This window comes from Rhizobium subbaraonis, from assembly GCF_900220975.1.
Taxonomy (GTDB): Bacteria; Pseudomonadota; Alphaproteobacteria; order Rhizobiales; family Rhizobiaceae; genus Mycoplana; species Mycoplana subbaraonis.
This window is the reverse complement of record NZ_OBQD01000008.1, coordinates 220,242-237,749: the sequence shown is the minus strand read 5'-3', so window position 1 is coordinate 237,749 and position 17,508 is coordinate 220,242. Positions and strand designations below refer to the sequence as shown.

General features: G+C 64.0%; 20 protein-coding genes. 9 read left to right on the top strand and 11 right to left on the bottom strand.

The genetic code is table 11. From position 1 onward, the window contains the following. The first annotated feature begins 78 nt into the window (after positions 1 to 78). From def to truA, 3 genes are all read left to right on the top strand, one after another. The gene (def, locus tag CRO48_RS14330) at positions 79 to 603 is read left to right on the top strand and encodes a peptide deformylase (protein ID WP_097140402.1); all 525 of its coding nucleotides are present in this window, start codon (positions 79 to 81) and stop codon (positions 601 to 603) included. 117 nt (positions 604 to 720) lie between these two features. Then, positions 721 to 1,659, top strand: coding sequence for a methionyl-tRNA formyltransferase (gene fmt, locus CRO48_RS14325; protein WP_097140400.1), 939 nt, complete (start codon positions 721 to 723; stop codon positions 1,657 to 1,659). Beyond that, the gene (gene truA / locus CRO48_RS14320; protein WP_097140397.1) at positions 1,659 to 2,402 is read left to right on the top strand and encodes a tRNA pseudouridine(38-40) synthase TruA; all 744 of its coding nucleotides are present in this window, start codon (positions 1,659 to 1,661) and stop codon (positions 2,400 to 2,402) included. Before fmt ends, truA begins: the two co-directional genes overlap by 1 nt. 6 nt (positions 2,403 to 2,408) lie before the next feature. On the opposite strand, the gene CRO48_RS14315 is transcribed toward truA, so the two are convergent. The 4 genes from CRO48_RS14315 to dapD all read right to left on the bottom strand — a co-directional run bounded on the left by CRO48_RS14315 (position 2,409) and on the right by dapD (position 5,654). After that, positions 2,409 to 3,005, bottom strand: a complete 597-nt coding sequence (locus CRO48_RS14315) for a hypothetical protein (RefSeq protein ID WP_097140395.1) — start codon at positions 3,003 to 3,005, stop codon at positions 2,409 to 2,411. Further along, complete coding sequence (gene dapE, locus CRO48_RS14310; protein WP_097140392.1) at positions 2,992 to 4,185, bottom strand: succinyl-diaminopimelate desuccinylase; 1,194 nt, start codon at positions 4,183 to 4,185, stop codon at positions 2,992 to 2,994. The genes CRO48_RS14315 and dapE overlap by 14 nt, the downstream gene beginning before the upstream one ends. Positions 4,186 to 4,409: 224 nt before the next feature. Next, a complete protein-coding gene (locus CRO48_RS14305; RefSeq protein ID WP_097140390.1) occupies positions 4,410 to 4,793 on the bottom strand; it encodes a DUF805 domain-containing protein in 384 nt (127 codons plus the stop codon). A gap of 3 nt (positions 4,794 to 4,796) precedes the next feature. Further along, entirely contained in the window at positions 4,797 to 5,654 is an 858-nt protein-coding gene (dapD, locus tag CRO48_RS14300) for a 2,3,4,5-tetrahydropyridine-2,6-dicarboxylate N-succinyltransferase (RefSeq protein ID WP_097140389.1), read from the bottom strand. A 232-nt stretch (positions 5,655 to 5,886) separates the two neighbouring features. On the opposite strand from dapD, the gene CRO48_RS14295 reads away from it, so the two are divergent. Then, positions 5,887 to 6,777 carry an LOG family protein gene (locus CRO48_RS14295; RefSeq protein ID WP_097140387.1) on the top strand — a complete coding sequence of 297 codons (891 nt, stop codon included), beginning with the start codon at positions 5,887 to 5,889 and terminating at the stop codon, positions 6,775 to 6,777. A 62-nt stretch (positions 6,778 to 6,839) separates the two neighbouring features. Here the strand turns inward: CRO48_RS14295 and CRO48_RS14290 are convergent, their stop codons facing one another. After that, positions 6,840 to 7,550 (bottom strand): pyrimidine 5'-nucleotidase, encoded by a 711-nt coding sequence (locus CRO48_RS14290; RefSeq protein WP_097140385.1) that lies wholly within the window; start codon positions 7,548 to 7,550, stop codon positions 6,840 to 6,842. Positions 7,551 to 7,647: 97 nt separating this feature from the next. Here CRO48_RS14290 and CRO48_RS14285 point away from each other — a divergent pair, with 97 nt between their 5' ends. Both CRO48_RS14285 and CRO48_RS14280 read left to right on the top strand, forming a co-directional pair. After that, the gene (locus CRO48_RS14285; protein ID WP_097140382.1) at positions 7,648 to 8,553 is read left to right on the top strand and encodes an EamA family transporter; all 906 of its coding nucleotides are present in this window, start codon (positions 7,648 to 7,650) and stop codon (positions 8,551 to 8,553) included. Between the two features lie 153 nt (positions 8,554 to 8,706). Continuing rightward, positions 8,707 to 9,477: an isocitrate lyase/PEP mutase family protein gene (locus CRO48_RS14280; RefSeq protein WP_097140379.1), complete on the top strand. Its 771-nt coding sequence runs from the start codon at positions 8,707 to 8,709 to the stop codon at positions 9,475 to 9,477. Between the two features lie 59 nt (positions 9,478 to 9,536). On the opposite strand, the gene argB is transcribed toward CRO48_RS14280, so the two are convergent. Next, positions 9,537 to 10,424 carry an acetylglutamate kinase gene (argB, locus tag CRO48_RS14275; protein ID WP_097140377.1) on the bottom strand — a complete coding sequence of 296 codons (888 nt, stop codon included), beginning with the start codon at positions 10,422 to 10,424 and terminating at the stop codon, positions 9,537 to 9,539. Positions 10,425 to 10,587: 163 nt separating this feature from the next. Between argB and CRO48_RS14270 the strand changes: the two genes are divergently transcribed. The 3 genes from CRO48_RS14270 to CRO48_RS14260 all read left to right on the top strand — a co-directional run bounded on the left by CRO48_RS14270 (position 10,588) and on the right by CRO48_RS14260 (position 12,549). Beyond that, complete coding sequence (locus CRO48_RS14270; RefSeq protein ID WP_097140375.1) at positions 10,588 to 11,127, top strand: sigma-70 family RNA polymerase sigma factor; 540 nt, start codon at positions 10,588 to 10,590, stop codon at positions 11,125 to 11,127. Then, positions 11,124 to 11,840 carry an anti-sigma factor gene (locus tag CRO48_RS14265; protein ID WP_097140373.1) on the top strand — a complete coding sequence of 239 codons (717 nt, stop codon included), beginning with the start codon at positions 11,124 to 11,126 and terminating at the stop codon, positions 11,838 to 11,840. The genes CRO48_RS14270 and CRO48_RS14265 overlap by 4 nt, the downstream gene beginning before the upstream one ends. 151 nt (positions 11,841 to 11,991) lie before the next feature. Further along, a complete protein-coding gene (locus tag CRO48_RS14260; protein ID WP_097140371.1) occupies positions 11,992 to 12,549 on the top strand; it encodes a fasciclin domain-containing protein in 558 nt (185 codons plus the stop codon). 130 nt (positions 12,550 to 12,679) lie between these two features. Here the strand turns inward: CRO48_RS14260 and CRO48_RS14255 are convergent, their stop codons facing one another. From CRO48_RS14255 to rnpA, 5 genes are all read right to left on the bottom strand, one after another. Further along, complete coding sequence (locus CRO48_RS14255) at positions 12,680 to 13,219, bottom strand: DUF1269 domain-containing protein (protein ID WP_097140369.1); 540 nt, start codon at positions 13,217 to 13,219, stop codon at positions 12,680 to 12,682. Between the two features lie 287 nt (positions 13,220 to 13,506). Next, positions 13,507 to 14,157 carry a ribosome biogenesis GTP-binding protein YihA/YsxC gene (gene yihA / locus CRO48_RS14250; protein WP_097140367.1) on the bottom strand — a complete coding sequence of 217 codons (651 nt, stop codon included), beginning with the start codon at positions 14,155 to 14,157 and terminating at the stop codon, positions 13,507 to 13,509. A gap of 76 nt (positions 14,158 to 14,233) precedes the next feature. Then, positions 14,234 to 15,145: a DMT family transporter gene (locus tag CRO48_RS14245; protein WP_245423527.1), complete on the bottom strand. Its 912-nt coding sequence runs from the start codon at positions 15,143 to 15,145 to the stop codon at positions 14,234 to 14,236. Between the two features lie 165 nt (positions 15,146 to 15,310). Then, a complete protein-coding gene (yidC, locus tag CRO48_RS14240) occupies positions 15,311 to 17,104 on the bottom strand; it encodes a membrane protein insertase YidC (protein WP_176526758.1) in 1,794 nt (597 codons plus the stop codon). After that, the gene (rnpA, locus tag CRO48_RS14235) at positions 17,104 to 17,493 is read right to left on the bottom strand and encodes a ribonuclease P protein component (RefSeq protein ID WP_097140361.1); all 390 of its coding nucleotides are present in this window, start codon (positions 17,491 to 17,493) and stop codon (positions 17,104 to 17,106) included. The genes yidC and rnpA overlap by 1 nt, the downstream gene beginning before the upstream one ends. Positions 17,494 to 17,508: the final 15 nt, after the last annotated feature.

The window sequence follows — 17,508 nt, the reverse complement described above, 5'->3', positions numbered from 1 at the left end:
AATGCCGGGTAGCCTGGATGGAAAGCGATGCCTTCCAAGACAATTGAAAGGCGCCCGACAAACCGCTAAGTGAAGCACATGACGATCAAACCGCTGATTATTCTTCCCGATCCCATCCTGCGACAGGTCTCCACCCCCCTGGAGGCCATCAACGACGAGACGCGCCGCCTGGCAACGGACATGCTGGAGACGATGTACGACGCGCCCGGCATCGGCCTGGCGGCGATCCAGATCGGCGTGCCGCGCCGCATGCTGGTGCTGGACGTCTCGAAGGACGGCGAGGAGAAGACGCCGCTCGTCTTCATCAACCCCGAGATCGTCGCCTCGAGCGATGCGCGTTCCGTCTACGAGGAAGGCTGCCTTTCGATCCCGGACTACTACGCCGAAGTGGAGCGCCCGGCCGCGATCACCGTGCGTTATCTCGACCGCGACGGCAAGGAGCAGACGATCGAGGCCGACGGATTGCTGGCGACCTGCCTGCAGCACGAAATCGACCACCTCAACGGCGTGCTCTTCATCGACCATATCTCCAAGCTCAAGCGCGACATGGTGATCCGCAAGTTCACCAAGGCCGCAAAGACCCGCGGCGCCAAGGCGATCTGACGGCGACGTTGAAACGCTGACCCCGGGCCACTACGGTAACAGTTTGAACCCGCGCATGCGCCGCTCTGGCGATCGGTCCGATCCGGAGAATCATGCGCCTGACGGGAGCATTGCGGCATGGCGCTTCGCATCATCTTCATGGGCACGCCGGAATTTTCCGTGGCGACGCTGAACGCGCTTTTCGAGGCCGGCCATACAATCGTCGCCGCCTATTCGCAGCCGCCGCGGCCTGCGGGGCGACGCGGGCTGGAGCTGCAGAAATCGCCCGTGCACCAGCGCGCCGAAGCGCTCGGCATCCCCGTGTACACGCCCCTGAACTTCAAGGCCGAGGAAGATCGTGCAGCCTTCCGGGCGCTCGAAGCCGATGTTGCCGTAGTGGTCGCCTACGGGCTGCTCCTGCCCGAGGCGATCCTGACCGGCACCCGGCTCGGCTGCTACAACGGTCACGCCTCGCTGCTGCCGCGCTGGCGCGGTGCGGCACCGATCCAGCGGGCGATCATGGCTGGTGACACGGAAACCGGCATGATGGTGATGAAGATGGACAAGGGGCTCGACACCGGTCCCGTTGCGCTGACCCAGCGCGTCGCCATTGCGCCCGAGATGACCGGCGGCGAATTGCACGACAGGCTGATGCAGGTTGGCGGCACGCTGATGGCACAGGCGATGGAACGCCTGGAAACCGGTGTGCTGCCGCTGACGCCGCAGGACGACGAGGGTGTTGTCTATGCGGCCAAGATCAACAAGGGCGAGACCCGGATCGACTTCGCCCGCCCCGCGGCCGATGTGCACAACCACATCCGTGCGCTGTCCCCCTTCCCAGGCGCCTGGTTCGAACTGGACGTTGCCGGCAGGCCCGAGCGGGTGAAGGTGCTGGGATCACGGATCGCCGATGGCAACGGGGCGAGGGGAACGGTGCTATCCCGCGATGGTCTCGTCGTCGCGTGCGCGGATGGCGCCATCTCGCTCACCCGCCTGCAGAAGGCCGGCGGCAAGCCGCTCGACGTTGCGGATTTCCTGCGCGGTACACCGGTTCCGGCCGGCACGGTGATCGCCTGATGCCGCGCTACCGCATGATCATAGAGTATGATGGTACGCCCTATGTCGGCTGGCAGCGGCAGGAAAACGGCCCCTCCGTTCAGGGCGCCGTGGAAAAGGCGATCCTCTCCCTCACCGGCGAAACGATCTCGATCCGGGGCGCCGGCCGCACCGATTCAGGCGTCCACGCCATGGGACAGGTCGCCCATGCCGACCTGTCCCGGGCCTGGGAGGAGCACACGCTTCGCAACGCCCTGAACGCGCATCTGATGCAGGCGGGCGAGCGGGTGGCGATCCTTGATGCCGCGCTGGTGGACGACACCTTCGATGCCCGATTTTCCGCACAGCGGCGCCACTACCTCTACCGCATCATCGCGCGCCGGGCGCCGCTGGCGCTGGAGGCGAAGCGCGCGTGGTTCGTGGCAAAGCCGCTCGACCACGAGGCGATGCACGCCGCCGCGCAGGAACTCGTCGGCAAGCACGACTTTACGACCTTCCGCTCGGCCCATTGCCAGGCCAACAGCCCGGTCCGAACGATCGACCGGCTCGACGTGACGCGCACGGGCGAGCTGATCGAGATCCGCGCCACGGCGCAGAGCTTCCTTCACAATCAGATCCGCTCGTTTGCCGGCACGCTGAAGCTTGCAGGCGAAGGAAAGTGGAGCGTGGCCGATGTGCGGGCAGCGCTGCAGGCTCGAGACCGCAAGGCGTGCGGCCCGGTCGCCCCACCGGAGGGGCTCTACTTCATGCAGGTCGACTACTGATATTTCTCAGCCCGGCAATGTGCCGAGCAGAACCTGCAGACCCTGCCCTGCAAGAAGAGGCGGCAGCACGAACAATGCGGTGATAGTCGCCGCCAGCAGCGACTGCTTGCCGACGCACATCCACATCAGACGGTACTGCAGCATGATACTCATGCCGAAGACGGCGTAGAGCAGGAGCCCGGAAAAAGCGGAGAAATCCGGCACCACCAGCGCGATGGCAAAGGGAATGGCGGTCGCGTAGGCAAAGGGCACGGCGATCCAGTTGCTGGCGATGACCATGGTCGCCAGATGCTGCGCGTATCCCAGCGGGCGTGCCAGCAAGGCGACGAGGATCAGCGGCAGGAACCAGCCGACGAGATCGATGAAGGCGAGCTTCAGGACGAAATCGAACCCGGCACCCGTTCCTTCCGGCATGCGGCCGAGAAAATAGAGGCGCCACGAGGCCCATATGACTGCCAGCGCCGGCAGGCTCCAGGCCATCGCCCAGAACGAGCGAACAAGACCGCGCCAGGTGAGGTCCAGCCAGCGGAAGCCTTCGGGCTTCTGTCGGACGAGTTGCCAGACACCGGTGAGATAATGGAGGACCTCGTCAATCCCCGGCATCGGCGAACCAGCGTTCCAGGAAGGTTTCGTATATCTTCGTCAGCGTCTCGAGATCGGCGACGGCGACGCGTTCGTCGACCATGTGCATCGTCTGGCCGACGAGGCCAAATTCGACGACGGGGCAGTAATCCTTGATGAAACGCGCATCAGACGTGCCGCCGGTGGTCGACAGCTTCGGAACCCTGCCGATCGCCGCCTCGATCGCCGCCGACAGGGAGGCGATGAGCCGGTCGTCGCGCGTCAGGAACACGTGGCTCGGACGTTCCGCCCAGGTGATTTCGTAGCGGACCGGCTGACGGCCCGGGCGGAGCCGGTCGTCGGATGCCGCCTTTTCCAGCCTGCGAACGATTTCGGCTTTCACGCCATCGGCCGTCCAGTTGTCGTTGAAGCGGATATTGAAGCTGGCAGAGGCCCTGGCCGGGATCACGTTTACGGCGCGATTGCCCACGTCGATGGTGGTCACCTCCAGGTTCGAAGGCTGGAAGTCGGCCGTGCCCGCATCGAAGGGCGGGTCCATCAGCGCATCGGCAAGAGCAATGACGGCGCGGACGGGATTGTCCGCCAGGTGCGGATAGGCGGCGTGCCCCTGGACCCCGAAGACGGTCAGCGTGCCCGAGACCGAGCCGCGCCGGCCGATCTTGATCATGTCGCCCAGCATGTCCGGATTGGTCGGCTCGCCGACCACGCAGGCATCCCAGCGCTCGCCCTTCGCCGCCGCCCATTCCAAAAGCCTGATGGTGCCGTTGACCGCGGGGCCTTCCTCGTCACCGGTAATCAGAAAGGAGACGGAGCCGGCCGGCGGCCCGTGCTTCTCAATGTGGCGGGCGACGGCCGCAACGAAGCAGGCAATCCCGCCCTTCATGTCGACAGCGCCGCGGCCGTACATTTCGCCGTCGGCGATATCGGCCGAGAAAGGGCCGTGGGTCCAGGCGGTCTCATCGCCGACCGGCACGACGTCGGTGTGGCCGGCAAACATCAGATGCGGGCCGTTGGTGCCGATGCGCGCATAGAGGTTCTCCACATCCGGCGTCCCCGGAGCCGACATCACCACGCGCTCCACATTGAAGCCGAGCGGGGCGAGCATGGCCTCCAGCGCCGCCAGCGCACCGCCTTCGGCCGGCGTGACGGAAGGGCAGCGGATGAGAGTGGCGAGATTGAGGACGGGATCGATCGTGGTCATGTGCTGGACTGCCTGCCGGCTGGCCGCGCTATGCACCGCCGGTCTTAGGTTCTGGAGCGCTTTGTCGGGTCTAGCTCATAGGGCGCGCGCTGTCATCATCCTTCACCTGCATGCAGGGGAAAGATGGCGCAACGGCACTCCGACAAAATTCTGAATTCGCTGCATGTTTCGCACCCGAAAGGCGATGCGGAGCGGCCGGGAAATAATGCAGCGGGCCACTGGCGTCATTCCTTTGGGCGGTCGGCAACAGCGCCATGCAGGTTTGGCCCGGGCGTGCCGGGCCAGACGAGGAAGGCAATGAGCGCGAAGATGGAAATCGCCGGGACGAACAGGCACAAAACCAGCGGCGCCGGCAGGGCCATGTCATGCAAGCGCTTGATCGTCAGCATGACCGAGGAAAGGGTGGAGACGACGCCCACCGCGAAAAACAGGAGCGTCCAGACAACGAACGCCGGCTGATCCTGCGGCGTCATTACCATGCGTGTCAGAAAGGCCGCGGCCAGCGTCATCCAGAAAGCCCAAGCGAGCGCATAGGGCAGACGGGAGACGCGGCCGGACCAGCCGAAGAAGAGCCATCGCAAACTTGGCGGCTGGTCCGAACTGCCCATTGCTCAGTCCCGGAGCAGTTCGTTGATGCCGGTCTTGGAGCGGGTCTTCTCGTCGACGCGCTTGACGATGACCGCGCAGTAGAGGTTCGGCGCGGGTTGGCCATTAGCCATCGTGGCGCCAGAGCCCATGGAGCCTGCGACGACCACGGAATAGGGCGGCACTTCGCCATACATGATCTCGCCCGTCGCGCGATCGACGATCTTGGTGGATTTGCCGATGAAGACGCCCATGCCGAGCACCGAGCCTTCGCGGACGATGCAGCCTTCGACAACTTCCGAGCGGGCGCCGATGAAGCAGTTGTCCTCGATGATCGTCGGTCCGGCCTGCATCGGCTCCAGTACGCCGCCGATGCCGACGCCGCCGGACAGGTGGACGTTCTTGCCGATCTGGGCGCAGGAGCCGACCGTCGCCCAGGTATCGACCATCGTGCCCTCGCCCACATAGGCGCCGAGGTTGACGAAGGAGGGCATCAGGATCGCGTTCGGCGCGATGTAGGCGGAGCGGCGAACGACGCAGTTCGGCACGGCGCGGAAGCCGGCGCGCTCGAACTCGTTGACGCTCCAGCCGTCGAACTTCGAGGGCACCTTGTCCCACCAGACCGAAGCGCCGGGGCCGCCGGGAACGATCTCCATCGGATTGAGGCGGAACGACAGCAGCACGGCCTTCTTGAGCCACTGGTTGACCGTCCAGTTACCGTCGGAACCCTTCTCGGCCACCCGCACCTTGCCGCTGTCGAGCAGGTTCAGCGCGGCCTCCACGGCATCGCGAACCTCGCCGCGCGTCGAGGTGGTAACGGAATCGCGCTCTTCGAAGGCGCGTTCAATGGTGGCTTCAAGGGCGGCGAGATTGGAGTTGTTCATCGGAATTCCTTAAACTTCGACCATTATTCTGGCCCATCGGGATGCCGGAGGGGACATATCATTTTCGGCAGCGAGTCCTAGAGCATGATCCCGGAAAGTTGAAGCCCTTTTCCGGCGGATGGTGTCGCGACGAGACCGGCGAGATGATACAGCCGGACATTGCCCGAATGACAACGTTGAACAGGCCTGCTACGCGCCTTCATGTGAAGCAGACCGCTGGATGGATAGTGATATGGCACGACTGAAGAAAAAGAACCTTCGCCGCAAGGACGGCGTCTGGGATCCGCTGGCCGACAGCGCGTTCGACAAGCACCGGGCTTCGGTCGTTCCCCACACCCCGCAGTCGATGTCGCCGGCCTACCGGCTCGCCTATGTGGACGACGAATTCCTCTGCCGCGAAGAGTTGCGCCCGGTGCGGCTGCAGCTCGAGCTTCTCAAGGTCGAGATGATGCTCGCCGAGCGCGGCATCAACTCGACGGTGGTGATGTTCGGCGGCGCGCGCATTCCCGCGCCCGGCATGGAAGCTTGGGCAGCCCGCAACGAGACGCAGCGCAAGAACCTCGAGGCAGCGTCGGTCTACTACGACGAGGCGCGCAAATTCGCCAAGTTGTGCTCGGAGCGTTCGGCAGAGACCGGGTTCAAGGAGTTCGTGGTCGTCACCGGCGGCGGCCCCGGCGTGATGGAAGCGGGCAACCGGGGCGCGGCGGATGTCGGCGCGCCGTCGATCGGCCTCAACATCGTGCTGCCGCACGAGCAGGCGCCCAATGCCTATGTGACGCCCGACCTCAGCTTCAACTTTCACTATTTCGCGGTGCGCAAGATGCACTTCTTGCTGCGCGCAAAGGCGGTCACGGTATTCCCGGGCGGCTTCGGCACGCTCGACGAACTCTTCGAGACCGTAACGCTGATGCAGACCGGGCGCATGGCGCTCGTGCCGCTGATCCTTTTCGGCAAGACCTTCTGGAACTCGATCATCAATTTCAACGCGCTCGCCGATTTCGGCACGATCTCGCCGGGCGACGTCGAACTGATGCACTTCGTCGACACAGCCGACGAGGCCTGGTCGGTGATCGAGAAGTTCTACGAGACGCTGGATACGGAAGCGGCGGCAACCGGAAAATAAGCCAGGCATGATGGCGGGAGGCCGGTGAAAAGCCGGCCTCTTCGCAAACTCGTACGGCAGCCCTATCGGTCGATCAGCCGGCAAAGGAAGCCGGTGAGGTCGGACGTGGCGTAATCGATGTGCACATCCGCATCGGTCCTCTTTTCCCAGGCATCGGTGAACTCGTGGCTCTCGTCGCGCGGCATCAGGAGAACGGTCTTCATGCCGAGCGCCTTGGGCACCAGGAGATTGCGCGGCAGATCCTCGAACATGGCCGCACGCGCCGTGTCGACGCGGTTGAGCGCCATGAACTTGTCGTAGGTGGCGTCGGCCGGCTTCGGCACGTATTCGGCCGCCACGATGTCGAAGATATCGTCAAAGTGGTCGAGGATGCCGAGCGCACGGGCCGTCATCTCCGCATGCTTGACGCTGCCATTGGTGAAGATGAACTTGCGCCCCGGCAGCGCCTTGATCGCTTCCCCCAGCGCCGGATCCGGGGCCAGCACGCCATAGTCGATCGCATGGGCCTTTTCGAGAAAATCCAGCGGGTCTATGCCGTGATGCAGCATCAATCCCTTCAGCGTCGTGCCGTGATCCTGGTAGTAGCGCTTCTGCAGCGTTCGCGCTTCTTCGCGCGACAGCCCCAGAAGGGCTGCAACATAGCCCGTCATGTTGACGTCGATCTGCGAGAAGAGATCGACGTGATGCGGATAGAGGGTATTGTCCAGATCGAACACCCACTCGGTGACATGGGCGAAGTCTGACTTGTCGGGGATATTGCTGATCTCGGTCATGGGCGCCCTTATGACACGGGCGCAACAGGAAGCAAAAAGGAATCGTCGCCGCGATGCGGCAATGGATTTGCGGCAACCGTCATGCTAGCCCGCATCAATGGAAGCCTGGATCGTCATTACCATTTGCGCCGCGTTCCTGCAGAACCTCAGATCGGCGCTGCAGAAGCATTTGCGCAGTGCGCTCGGAACGACCGGTGCGAGCTTCGTCCGCTTCGGCTACGGCTTTCCCATCGCGATCGCCTACGTGACGGCGCTGCACCATTTCGCGGGCTACCCCTTCCCTGATCTCAGTGTTTCGTTCGCCGTTTGGTCGGTCATCGGCGGGCTGGCACAAATCTTCGCCACCATCCTGCTCGTCTATCTCTTCTCGCTGCGCAACTTCGCCGTCGGCACGGCTTATTCCAAGACCGAGCCGGTGCAGGCTGCGATCTTCGGGCTTCTGCTTCTAGGCGAACGGCTGACGCCGGGCGCCATCGGCGCGATCGTCGTGGGCGTGGTCGGCGTGATGATGATTTCGGTCGCCCGCATGCCGCTGTCGTGGCGCAATCTTCTTGTGGCCTTGACCGGCAGAACCGCCCTGATCGGCATCGCGTCGGGCGCGATCTTCGGCATTTCCGCCGTCGCCTATCGTTCGGCGGCGCTGTCGCTGGATGGCCCGAACCCCGTCATGCAGGCGGCCGTGACGCTTGCCTGCGTCACCACGTTCCAGACCGTTTTCATGCTCGGCTGGATGCTTCTCAAGGATCCCTCGGAGATCGGCCGTGTCATCCGCTCCTGGCGCTCCTCCTCCATCGTCGGACTTGCGGGCGTCACCGGTTCGGCCTGCTGGTTCACCGCGATGGCGCTGCAGCAGGTTGCCTATGTGCGCGCGCTCGGCCAGATCGAACTGCTCTTCACCTTCGCGTCCTCCTATTTCGTCTTCCGCGAGCGGATCAACCGCATGGAGGCGGCTGGTTGCACGCTCATCGTCACGGGCATCCTGCTTCTGTTGATGTGGAAGTAGCACCCCGTCCGTCCTTTTCCGTCGCCGGGTCGGCCGAGAGGCTGGAAATCCGGATAGCAAGCCTACATGCTATTTCGACCCTGGCCTGGCGGAGTGGAAGCCCCCCATCCTGCTCAGGACGATGGGCAGGATACTCTCCAGCGGAGGCAGGGCATGGAACAGAAATTGAGAGCCGAGGCGTTTGCCGAGTTGCATCGAAGGGGCGACCCGTTGGTGCTGTACAACATCTGGGATGCAGGCAGCGCCAAGGCCGTCGCTGCCGCGGGCGCAAAGGCGATCGCCACCGGAAGCTGGTCGGTCGCAGCCGCCGGCGGCTATCCGGACGGCCAAGCCGTTCCGCTCCTTCGCCTTGCGGAAATCGCCCGGTCGATCGTGGATGCGACCGATCTCCCCGTCACGATCGACTTCGAGGGTGGCTATGCCGTCGAACCGGACGACGTGGCCCTGAACGTGTCGCGGATCGTCGATGCGGGGGCGGTCGGCATCAATTTCGAGGATCAGGTGATAGGCGGCTCGGGCATCCATCCCGTCGACCTGCAGACACGGCGCATCCGCACCATCCGGCTAATGGCAGAGAACAAGGGGACGCCGTTCTTCATCAACGCCCGAACGGACCTTTTCCTGCAACAGCCCGACGCAAGCCGGCACGAAGCGCTGGTGGACGCCGCAATCGAACGAGGCCGGGCCTATGCGCAAGCCGGCGCCAGCGGGTTCTTCGTCCCGGGACTGGCGGAGAGCGGACTGATCGGACGCATCTGCGACGCAGTGCCCTTGCCCGTCAACGTGATGATGAGGGCCGGCGTGCCGGCGGTCGCAGCGCTTGCCAAACTCGGTGTCGCCCGCGTCAGCTACGGCCCCGGGCCCTACCGCGCCATGATCGAATGGCTGGGCAGGCAGGCGGCGACCGTCTACGGCTCACCCTGAGGGCTTCAGGCGCAAGGGGCGGCGCGGGCCGAGTTTTCAATGGCTGCCCGCGCACATGGTCAGGGCACGATCAGCGTGCCGGCGCCGCGCTCGGTGAAGATTTCGAGCAGTACGGAGTGCGCGGTCTTGCCGTTGAGGATGACCACGCCCTGAACGCCCGCCTTGATGGCGTCGATGCAGGTCTCTACCTTGGGGATCATGCCGCCGGAGATCGTGCCGTCCTTGATCAGCGCCCGGGCTTCGGAAACCGAAAGCTCCTTGATCAGCTCGCCCTGCTTGTTGAGAACGCCGGGCACGTCGGTCAGGAACAAGAGGCGCGTGGCGTTCAGCGCTCCTGCGATCGCGCCGGCGAACGTGTCGGCGTTGATGTTGTAGGTGTGGCCGTCGCGGCCGGGCGCAACGGGGGCGATGACCGGAATCATCTCGGATTTCGCCAGCAGGTCGATCAGCGTGCGATCCACCTCCACCACTTCGCCGACGAAGCCCAGATCCAGGACGCGCTCGATATTGCTGTCCGGATCGACAACGGTCTTCTTGGCCTTCTCGGCGAAGACCATGTTGCCGTCCTTGCCGCAGAGCCCGATCGCCCATTCGCCCGTCTGGTTGATCAGGGCGACGATCTCCTTGTTGATCGAGCCTGCCAGCACCATCTCGACGATCTCGACCGTCATCTGGTCGGTCACGCGCAGGCCGCCTTCAAACTTTGATTCGATTCCCATCTTGGCGAGCATGGCGCCGATCTGCGGCCCGCCGCCATGGACGACAATCGGATTGACGCCCGACTGCTTGAGAAGCGCGATGTCGCTGGCGAATGCCTTGCCGAGCTCCGGATTGCCCATCGCATGGCCGCCGTACTTCACCACGATGGTCTTGTTCTCGTAACGCTGCATGTAGGGCAGAGCCTGCGCCAGCAGCCGGGCCTGGGTTTCGCTTTCGGTCAGGGACATGAGAGCCTCGCAAAATTGTCGGCGCCTGTTTAACGCATGTCGCGTGACGATGGAATGACGAATGCGGCGGCGGGCGCTGCTCTTTCCTAATCCGCTCCGCGCCATATATGCAGCAGCAGGCGGGCCGGATGACATGCGCCTCCGGGGAAGAAAAGGGCACTCCGTGCGTGACGACGAAATCTCCTACCTGATCGGTCGCATCAGCCTGAAGGACCGGCAGGCGTTCCGTCGGCTCTACGATCTGACCTGCGCGAAACTCTTTCCGATCTGCCTGCGTATGCTCGGTAGGCGCGAGGATGCCGAGGAGGCCCTGCAGGAAATCTACGTCAAGATCTGGCAGAGAGCCGATCGCTTTGCACCAGGCGAAACGAGCGCCTTTGCCTGGCTTGCCGCGATCGCGCGCCATCATGCGATTGACGTGATCCGCGCGCGAAGACCAGTGGCAAGCGACATCGAGGAAGCATATGATATCGCCGATACGGACCCGAGCCCGGAGGAAAATTCCATCCAACGGTCGGAAGGGCGCCGCATCGAGGGTTGCTTGAGGCGCCTGGAGACAGACAAGGCCTCGGCTGTGCGGGCGGCCTATGTCGAGGGCCTGAGCTACGAGGAGCTTGCCACGCGCCATGGCGTGCCGCTGAACACCATGAAGACCTGGCTTCGCAGAAGCCTGCTGAAATTGAGAGAGTGCCTGGGATCATGACAACGCCCGACCAGAACAGCAGGGATCCGCGCCGCGACGAGGTGATCGCAGGCGAGTATGTCCTTGGCGTTCTATCGGCGGAGGACCGACGCAAGGTCGAGGCCCGGCTCCGCAATGACCGGGTATTCGCGGCCATGGTCAACCGATGGGAAGAAAACCTGTCGACCATCAATCACGAGCTGGAAACGATGCCGCCCTCACCGCGCGTCTATTCCGTAATCGAGCAGCGCATCTTCGAACCGGCGACGCGACAGGCACGACCACAGCGCAGCATCTGGGCTTCCCTGCCCTTCTGGCGCGGGGCGGCGCTGGCGATGACGGCGCTCTCGGTGGGGCTCGTCGCGCTCGGCCCCGAAATCTTCCGTTCCGCTCCGCCGGCACCCGAACAGATCGCCGAGCTCGCAGGCACAGGCAGCCCGATGGGCCTCGTCGCACACTTCGACGCGGCGAAAGGCATGCTGATGATGACCCCGGTCGCGGCCAAGCAGGAAAGCGCCAAGTCACTCGAACTCTGGCTCGTCGAGGACGGAAAGGCACCCGTATCGCTCGGCGTCCTGCCGCAATCGGGCGATGGCATGATCCGCATACCGGACGCGATGCGGCCGCGACTGAGGGGAGCGGTGCTCGCCGTCAGCGTCGAGCCGCTCGGAGGCTCGCCCACCGGCGTTGCCACCGGTCCCGTGATCGCTTCGGGCAGGGCACGGAGCTTCTGAACCAGGGACGGCAGGTTCTCCTTGCTGTACCGGCAACACCCGCCTCATGGATTGCGCACCGGCGGTGAAACTTTCTCATTCGATCTTCCGTAGACAATCGTGACGGCAGCAAGGCCGTTTTTTCAAAAAGCAGTACGGAAGGATTGGAAACATGCGCATATCAGGGATATCCCTCGTCGCGACCGCCTCGATCCTCTGCCTCGGAGCGCTCACGGCACAGGCCAAGAACCCCATGGTCGGCGGGGCGGCCATGTATGAGGACAAGAGCATCGTCCAGAATGCGGCCAACTCGAAAGACCACACGACGCTGGTCGCGGCTGTCAAGGCCGCTGGCCTTGTCGAGACACTGGAGGGCGACGGCCCCTTCACCGTCTTCGCGCCGACGAACGAGGCCTTCATGGCTCTTCCCGCCGGCACGGTCGACACGCTGCTGAAGCCTGAGAACAAGGCAACTTTGACTACCGTACTGACATGCCATGTCGTACAGGCCGACGCGATGGCTGCGGCGATCGGCAAGATGATTGCCGACGACGGCGGCGAGCACGATGTCGCGACCGTGGGCGGCTGCGTTCTCAAGGCCAGGATGGATGGCGACAAGCTGACCCTGACCGACGAGACGGGCGGCGTCGCGACGGTGACGATCGCCGACGTCAAGCAATCGAACGGCGTGATCCATGTGATCGATAGGGTGCTGTTGCCGAAGAGCTGATCCCTGGCCCATCAGGGGCGTGCGACGCACGCGTCTGGTCGGGCGGATCGGCATCGGCAGGGGCCATCGTCAGGTCCGCGATGGCCCCACTTGCTGGCGACGCTCGTTCAACGAACGTCGCCCGCCAGTATCAGCTCGCGGCGGGAGCGGCGGGTTGTGCGGCGGCGCCGGAGAGGGCTTCCTGCAGCTTCTTTTCCTGCTCGGGCGAGAGCGACGTCTTGAGTACGCGCCCGCGGACGCCCTGAAACTCGGCCAGCACCTTCTCCGGCTGAACCTTGCGCACGAGGATGAAGAGAGCCGAGGAGTCGTTCGGGATCGTATCGCCCAGTGACTTGATGAACTCGTCGTCGATGCCGTAATCGGCGAGCGATCCGGAGAGAGCGCCTGCGCCTGCGCCGACGGCGCCGCCGATGGCGAAGCCGGCCAGCGGGTTGAGGAACAGGAGCCCGACGAGGCCGCCCCACAGGGCGCCGGAAAGCAGGCCGGATGAGGCGCCGATCGCCGTCAGGTTCATGCTCTGCTTCAAGTGAACCTTGCCGGCCGTGTCGCGGACGACGACCACGGCATCTTCCAGATCGATCAGATATTCCTTCTTCAGGCCGTTCAGCTTTACGAGGACCTTGTCGGCCTCGTCCGGCGTATCAAATCCCACTACGATCAAATCGGACATGAGCGTGCTCCCTGTTGAAACCGCGTCGGCGGACGCCGACCGCTTGATACTGCTGGCGCATGCCCCGCGGACCGGCACGGTCTTCTGGTCGCGCATGCGCAAACTCGAGTCTACTGCTTCCCGCGCGCGTCCGGTCGGACGCACGACGACCTAGCAGATAGGGCACGTTTGATGACGGTGTAGTGACGCAGGTCAACACACCGGAGGAATGTTCAACTCGGGCAGGAACGTTCAACAGTGCGGATTTACGATCCGGAGAACGTCGCGGTTCTTCGGCATCGGGTGTTTCAGCGCGTGATCGTCGTCACGATGGCGTCGCGCAGTGTATCGAGTCCGCGGCCCTTCTCCGACGACGTCGCCAGCACCTCAGGATAGGCCGCAGGCCGCTTGCGCAGCTTTTCCGCCGTCTCGCCGATCAGCCGGGGCACGCCGGCTTCCTTGATCTTGTCGGTCTTCGTCAGCACGATCTGGTAAGAGACGGCCGCCTTGTCGAGCAGGTCGAACACCTCCTCGTCGTTCTTCTTGATGCCGTGGCGACTGTCGATCAGCACGTAGACGCGCTTGAGCGTGGAACGGCCGCGCAGGTAGTCGAAGACGAGCTTGGTCCATGCGTCGACCTGCTCCTTCGGTGCCTGGGCATAGCCGTAGCCCGGCATGTCGACGAGCGCCATCGGCGGCAGGTCGTCCGCCTCGCCGGAAAAGCCGTCCGGCACGAAGTAGTTCAGCTCCTGCGTGCGCCCCGGCGTATTGGACGTGCGCGCCAGCCCCTTGTGGCCGACCAGCGCATTGATCAGCGACGACTTTCCGACATTGGAACGACCGGCGAAGGCAATTTCCGGCGGGCCCTCGGGCGGCAGGAACTTCATCGCCGGCACGCCGCGAATGAAGATCCAGGGCCGGCCGAAAAGCGGTTTGTCGTCGGATTTCGTCACAGTCATCTCTCTCGGCCTTCGCGAATTGTCTGCCCGGCTTCAAGGTTTTGCCCGGCATTGTCAAGCGACAACGCGGTTGCGCTCAGCCACGGCGCTGGCGCCACATCTCCCGCCCGAGGTGGCATAGTAGCGCCGCTAGGACGATTGCGCCGCCGACGACCGTGCGCTCGCCGGGAATCTCGTCGTGGAAGATCGCAACCCAGAGCGGCTGCAAGACCGTCTCCGCCGTTCCGAGAAGAGCTGCCAGCGCCGACGGGATCAGGCGCGCGCCGGTGACGAACAGCGCAAGGCCCAGCCCGAAGTTCAGCGCGCCGAAGACGACCAGAATACCGAGCTCGCCGGCGGTCACGGCAAAGCCGCTCGTCTGGCTTGCTGCAGCGCCGGCGGCGAGAACGGCCCCCGTGAAGCCGGCGGGCGTCATGCGCACATCGGAATAGCGCCGCGTGATCACGGTCGCCGAGGCGAAGGCAAAGGCGATCAGGAGTGCCAGGGCATCACCGAGCGGGGAGACGCTGCCCGTCAGGGACCCGGAAACCATGATTGCGACCCCGCAAATGACCGCCGCGATTGCCACCCAAGTGGCCGCGCCGACCCGCTCGCCGAAGAGCACCCAGCCGAGCAAGGCCGCAATCAGCGGGACGCTTGCCTGGATCAGCACGACATTGGCAACCGTCGTATAGGCAAGCGCGAGAATGAACGAGGTGGACGCCGTCGCAAAGCAGGCACCGACGGCAAAGCCCGCCATTCCCATGTCGGCGAAAAGCGCCCGCGTGCCCCGGACGCCATCGCGCAGCAGCATGAAGGCCAGCAGGAACAGGGCAGCAAAGAGCGAGCGCCAGAAAATGACGGTCCAGCCGTCCTCAATGTCGAGCATGCGGGCGAGCACGCCGCCAAAGCTCCAGACGATCGCAGAGCCCAGCACCATTGCCGCGCCGATCCTCTCGCCACGAACCCCGGCGCGGGCGGTCTGAGTTGAAACCACGGGTGCAGGCATGATGAGGCTCGCCGAGAGTGGACGGGACATCATGGCAGAACGGCGTCTGGCTGACGCATGCGGCAACGACAGGCAGGTGTCGCAATGCGGGCATCACAATCAAGGCCCAAACCGCAAGAAGCCCCGGCGAACCGGGGCTTCGGGAGCGACTTCGATGAAGGCCGGCTACTTGGCCGGATCGGGTTTCTTCCTGCGGAAAACACCCTTGAGATTGTCGAACAGTTCGATCTTCACGCCGTGACGCTTCATGATGACGGCCTGCTGCATGACGGAGAGCGTGTTGTTCCATGCCCAGTAGATGACCAGGCCGGCCGGGAAGCTCGCCAGCATGAAGGTGAAGACGACCGGCATCCAGGTGAAGATCATCGCCTGGGTCGGATCCGGCGGCGTCGGGTTCATGCGCATCTGCAGGAACATGGTGAAGCCCATGATCAGCGGCCAGACGCCGATCAGCAGCGCATGCGGAACGTCCCAGGGCAGTAGCCCGAACAGGTTGAACAGCGACGTCGGATCGGGCGCGGAAAGGTCCTGGATCCACCCGAAGAACGGCGCGTGGCGCATTTCGATCGTGATGTAGATGACCTTGTAGAGCGCGAAGAAGACCGGGATCTGCAAGAGGATCGGCCAGCAGCCGGCAAGCGGATTGATCTTCTCTTCCTTGTACAGCGCCATCATGGCCTGCTGCAGGCCCATGCGATCGTCGCCGAACTTGGCCTTCAGCTCTTCCATCTTCGGCTGCAGCCGCTTCATGTTCGCCATCGATGCATATTGCTTGCTGGCGAGCGGGAAGAAGACGCCCTTGACGACGATGGTGGTGATGAGGATGGCGATGCCGAAATTGCCGAAATAGCGGAAGAAGAAGTCGAGCAACTGGAACATCGGCTTGGTGAAGAACCAGAACCAGCCCCAGTCGATCATCAGGTCGAAGCGCGGAATGGACAGCGACGTCTGGTAGCTGTCGATGACCGGAACTTCCTTGGCGCCGCCGAACAGCATGTTCTTGACCTCGCCCTTCTGACCCGGCGCGATCGTGATCGGCTCCTGCCGGAAATCGGCCTGGAAGCGCGGGCGCCCGTCGGTAAAGTGGGAGAAGCGGGTCTCGTAGGGGGTTGCCTGCGGCGGGATCAGCGCCGTCGCCCAGTACTTGTCGGTAATGCCGAGCCAGCCGCTGGTGGCTCTTCCGGGCGCGATCGTGGTGTCGTCTTCAGCGGAGGAGTAACTCACCTCGTGCAGGCCGAGTTCGCCGAGGTAGCCGATAAAGCCTTCGTGCAGCACGTAGACGCTCGGCGTGGTCGGCTTGGAGAACCGGGTCACGCGCCCATAGCTCGACAGCGAGATCGGCGCGCCGGACGCATTCTCGATCGAGTCCGTCACGGTGAACATGTAGTGCTCGTCGGCCGCGACGGTGCGGACGAACTTGATGCCCTTGTCGTTGGTATAGCTGAGCGTCACCGGCGTCGTGGTCGTCAGCTTACCCTCGCCCTCCTGGGTCCAGACCGTCTGCGGGCCGGGGACCTGGCCCGTCGTCTCGTTGCCGACATAGGCAACTTCGGCAAAGTAACCATGCTCCGTCTCGGCGGGGCTCAGCAGCGTGATTATCGGGCTCGAGCGGTCGACGGTCTCGTGATACTCGCGCAGCTTCAGGTCGTCGAAGCGGGCGCCGGTGAGGTTGATGGAGCCGAGCAGCGACGGCGTGTCAATCTGGATGCGCACCGACTGGGGCGCAGCCGCCTGGCCGCCTTCCGTGGTCGTGCCCGGCACCGCGCCGGCGGACGGCGCCGATTCCGACGCTGCGGTCGTGCCCTGCGGTGTCACCGGGTTGGCCTTGTCCAGTTCCGCCTGCATCTCGGCGACCGAACGCTCGCGCTCGATCTTCGGATTGACGTAGAGGAACTGCCAGGCGATCAGGATCAGCACCGACAGCGCAATCGCCACGAAATAATTGCGGTTGTTTTCCATCATTCTTTCCCGGGGCCTGCGGAAGCCGGCCTCTTTTGTTTCTGCCTGTTGCTGATGCGCTCGCGAAGACGGTCCTGAAGCTCTGCGAAGCTCGCATTGAGAATGTCGCGTCTGGCGACAATGACATAGTCGTGTCCGGGCGCCATTGCAAACCCGGCGGACAGTCGCACGGCCTCCTTCAGGCGACGGCGCATGCGATTGCGTTCGACGGCATTTCCGTGCTTCTTCGTGACGGTGAAGCCGACGCGCGGCGCGGTTTCCGGCTCCTGCCGGTCGCGCAGTTCAAGAAGGAACAGCGGCCCCTTGCGCTTCTCGCCGTCCCGAACAAAAAGAAACTGCGGGCGGCTTTTCAGCCGTCCGACAGTCAATTTTTCGTCATTCTTCGTCATTGCCCGGCTATCTCG

Excerpts from the sequence above, each read along its gene's own strand:
- CRO48_RS14255 (WP_097140369.1), bottom strand. The coding sequence starts at position 13,219 with ATGTCCGATTTGATCGTAGTGGGATTTGATACGCCGGACGAGGCCGAC.
- dapD (WP_097140389.1), bottom strand. The coding sequence starts at position 5,654 with ATGAACAACTCCAATCTCGCCGCCCTTGAAGCCACCATTGAACGCGCC.
- CRO48_RS14245 (WP_245423527.1), bottom strand. The coding sequence starts at position 15,145 with ATGCCTGCACCCGTGGTTTCAACTCAGACCGCCCGCGCCGGGGTTCGT.
- CRO48_RS14305 (WP_097140390.1), bottom strand. The coding sequence starts at position 4,793 with ATGGGCAGTTCGGACCAGCCGCCAAGTTTGCGATGGCTCTTCTTCGGC.
- truA (WP_097140397.1), top strand. The coding sequence starts at position 1,659 with ATGCCGCGCTACCGCATGATCATAGAGTATGATGGTACGCCCTATGTC.
- CRO48_RS14285 (WP_097140382.1), top strand. The coding sequence starts at position 7,648 with ATGGAAGCCTGGATCGTCATTACCATTTGCGCCGCGTTCCTGCAGAAC.
- yihA (WP_097140367.1), bottom strand. The coding sequence starts at position 14,157 with ATGACTGTGACGAAATCCGACGACAAACCGCTTTTCGGCCGGCCCTGG.
- rnpA (WP_097140361.1), bottom strand. The coding sequence starts at position 17,493 with ATGACGAAGAATGACGAAAAATTGACTGTCGGACGGCTGAAAAGCCGC.
- CRO48_RS14295 (WP_097140387.1), top strand. The coding sequence starts at position 5,887 with ATGGCACGACTGAAGAAAAAGAACCTTCGCCGCAAGGACGGCGTCTGG.
- CRO48_RS14290 (WP_097140385.1), bottom strand. The coding sequence starts at position 7,550 with ATGACCGAGATCAGCAATATCCCCGACAAGTCAGACTTCGCCCATGTC.
- CRO48_RS14265 (WP_097140373.1), top strand. The coding sequence starts at position 11,124 with ATGACAACGCCCGACCAGAACAGCAGGGATCCGCGCCGCGACGAGGTG.
- CRO48_RS14315 (WP_097140395.1), bottom strand. The coding sequence starts at position 3,005 with ATGCCGGGGATTGACGAGGTCCTCCATTATCTCACCGGTGTCTGGCAA.
- argB (WP_097140377.1), bottom strand. The coding sequence starts at position 10,424 with ATGTCCCTGACCGAAAGCGAAACCCAGGCCCGGCTGCTGGCGCAGGCT.
- CRO48_RS14280 (WP_097140379.1), top strand. The coding sequence starts at position 8,707 with ATGGAACAGAAATTGAGAGCCGAGGCGTTTGCCGAGTTGCATCGAAGG.
- fmt (WP_097140400.1), top strand. The coding sequence starts at position 721 with ATGGCGCTTCGCATCATCTTCATGGGCACGCCGGAATTTTCCGTGGCG.
- def (WP_097140402.1), top strand. The coding sequence starts at position 79 with ATGACGATCAAACCGCTGATTATTCTTCCCGATCCCATCCTGCGACAG.
- dapE (WP_097140392.1), bottom strand. The coding sequence starts at position 4,185 with ATGACCACGATCGATCCCGTCCTCAATCTCGCCACTCTCATCCGCTGC.
- CRO48_RS14260 (WP_097140371.1), top strand. The coding sequence starts at position 11,992 with ATGCGCATATCAGGGATATCCCTCGTCGCGACCGCCTCGATCCTCTGC.
- yidC (WP_176526758.1), bottom strand. The coding sequence starts at position 17,104 with ATGGAAAACAACCGCAATTATTTCGTGGCGATTGCGCTGTCGGTGCTG.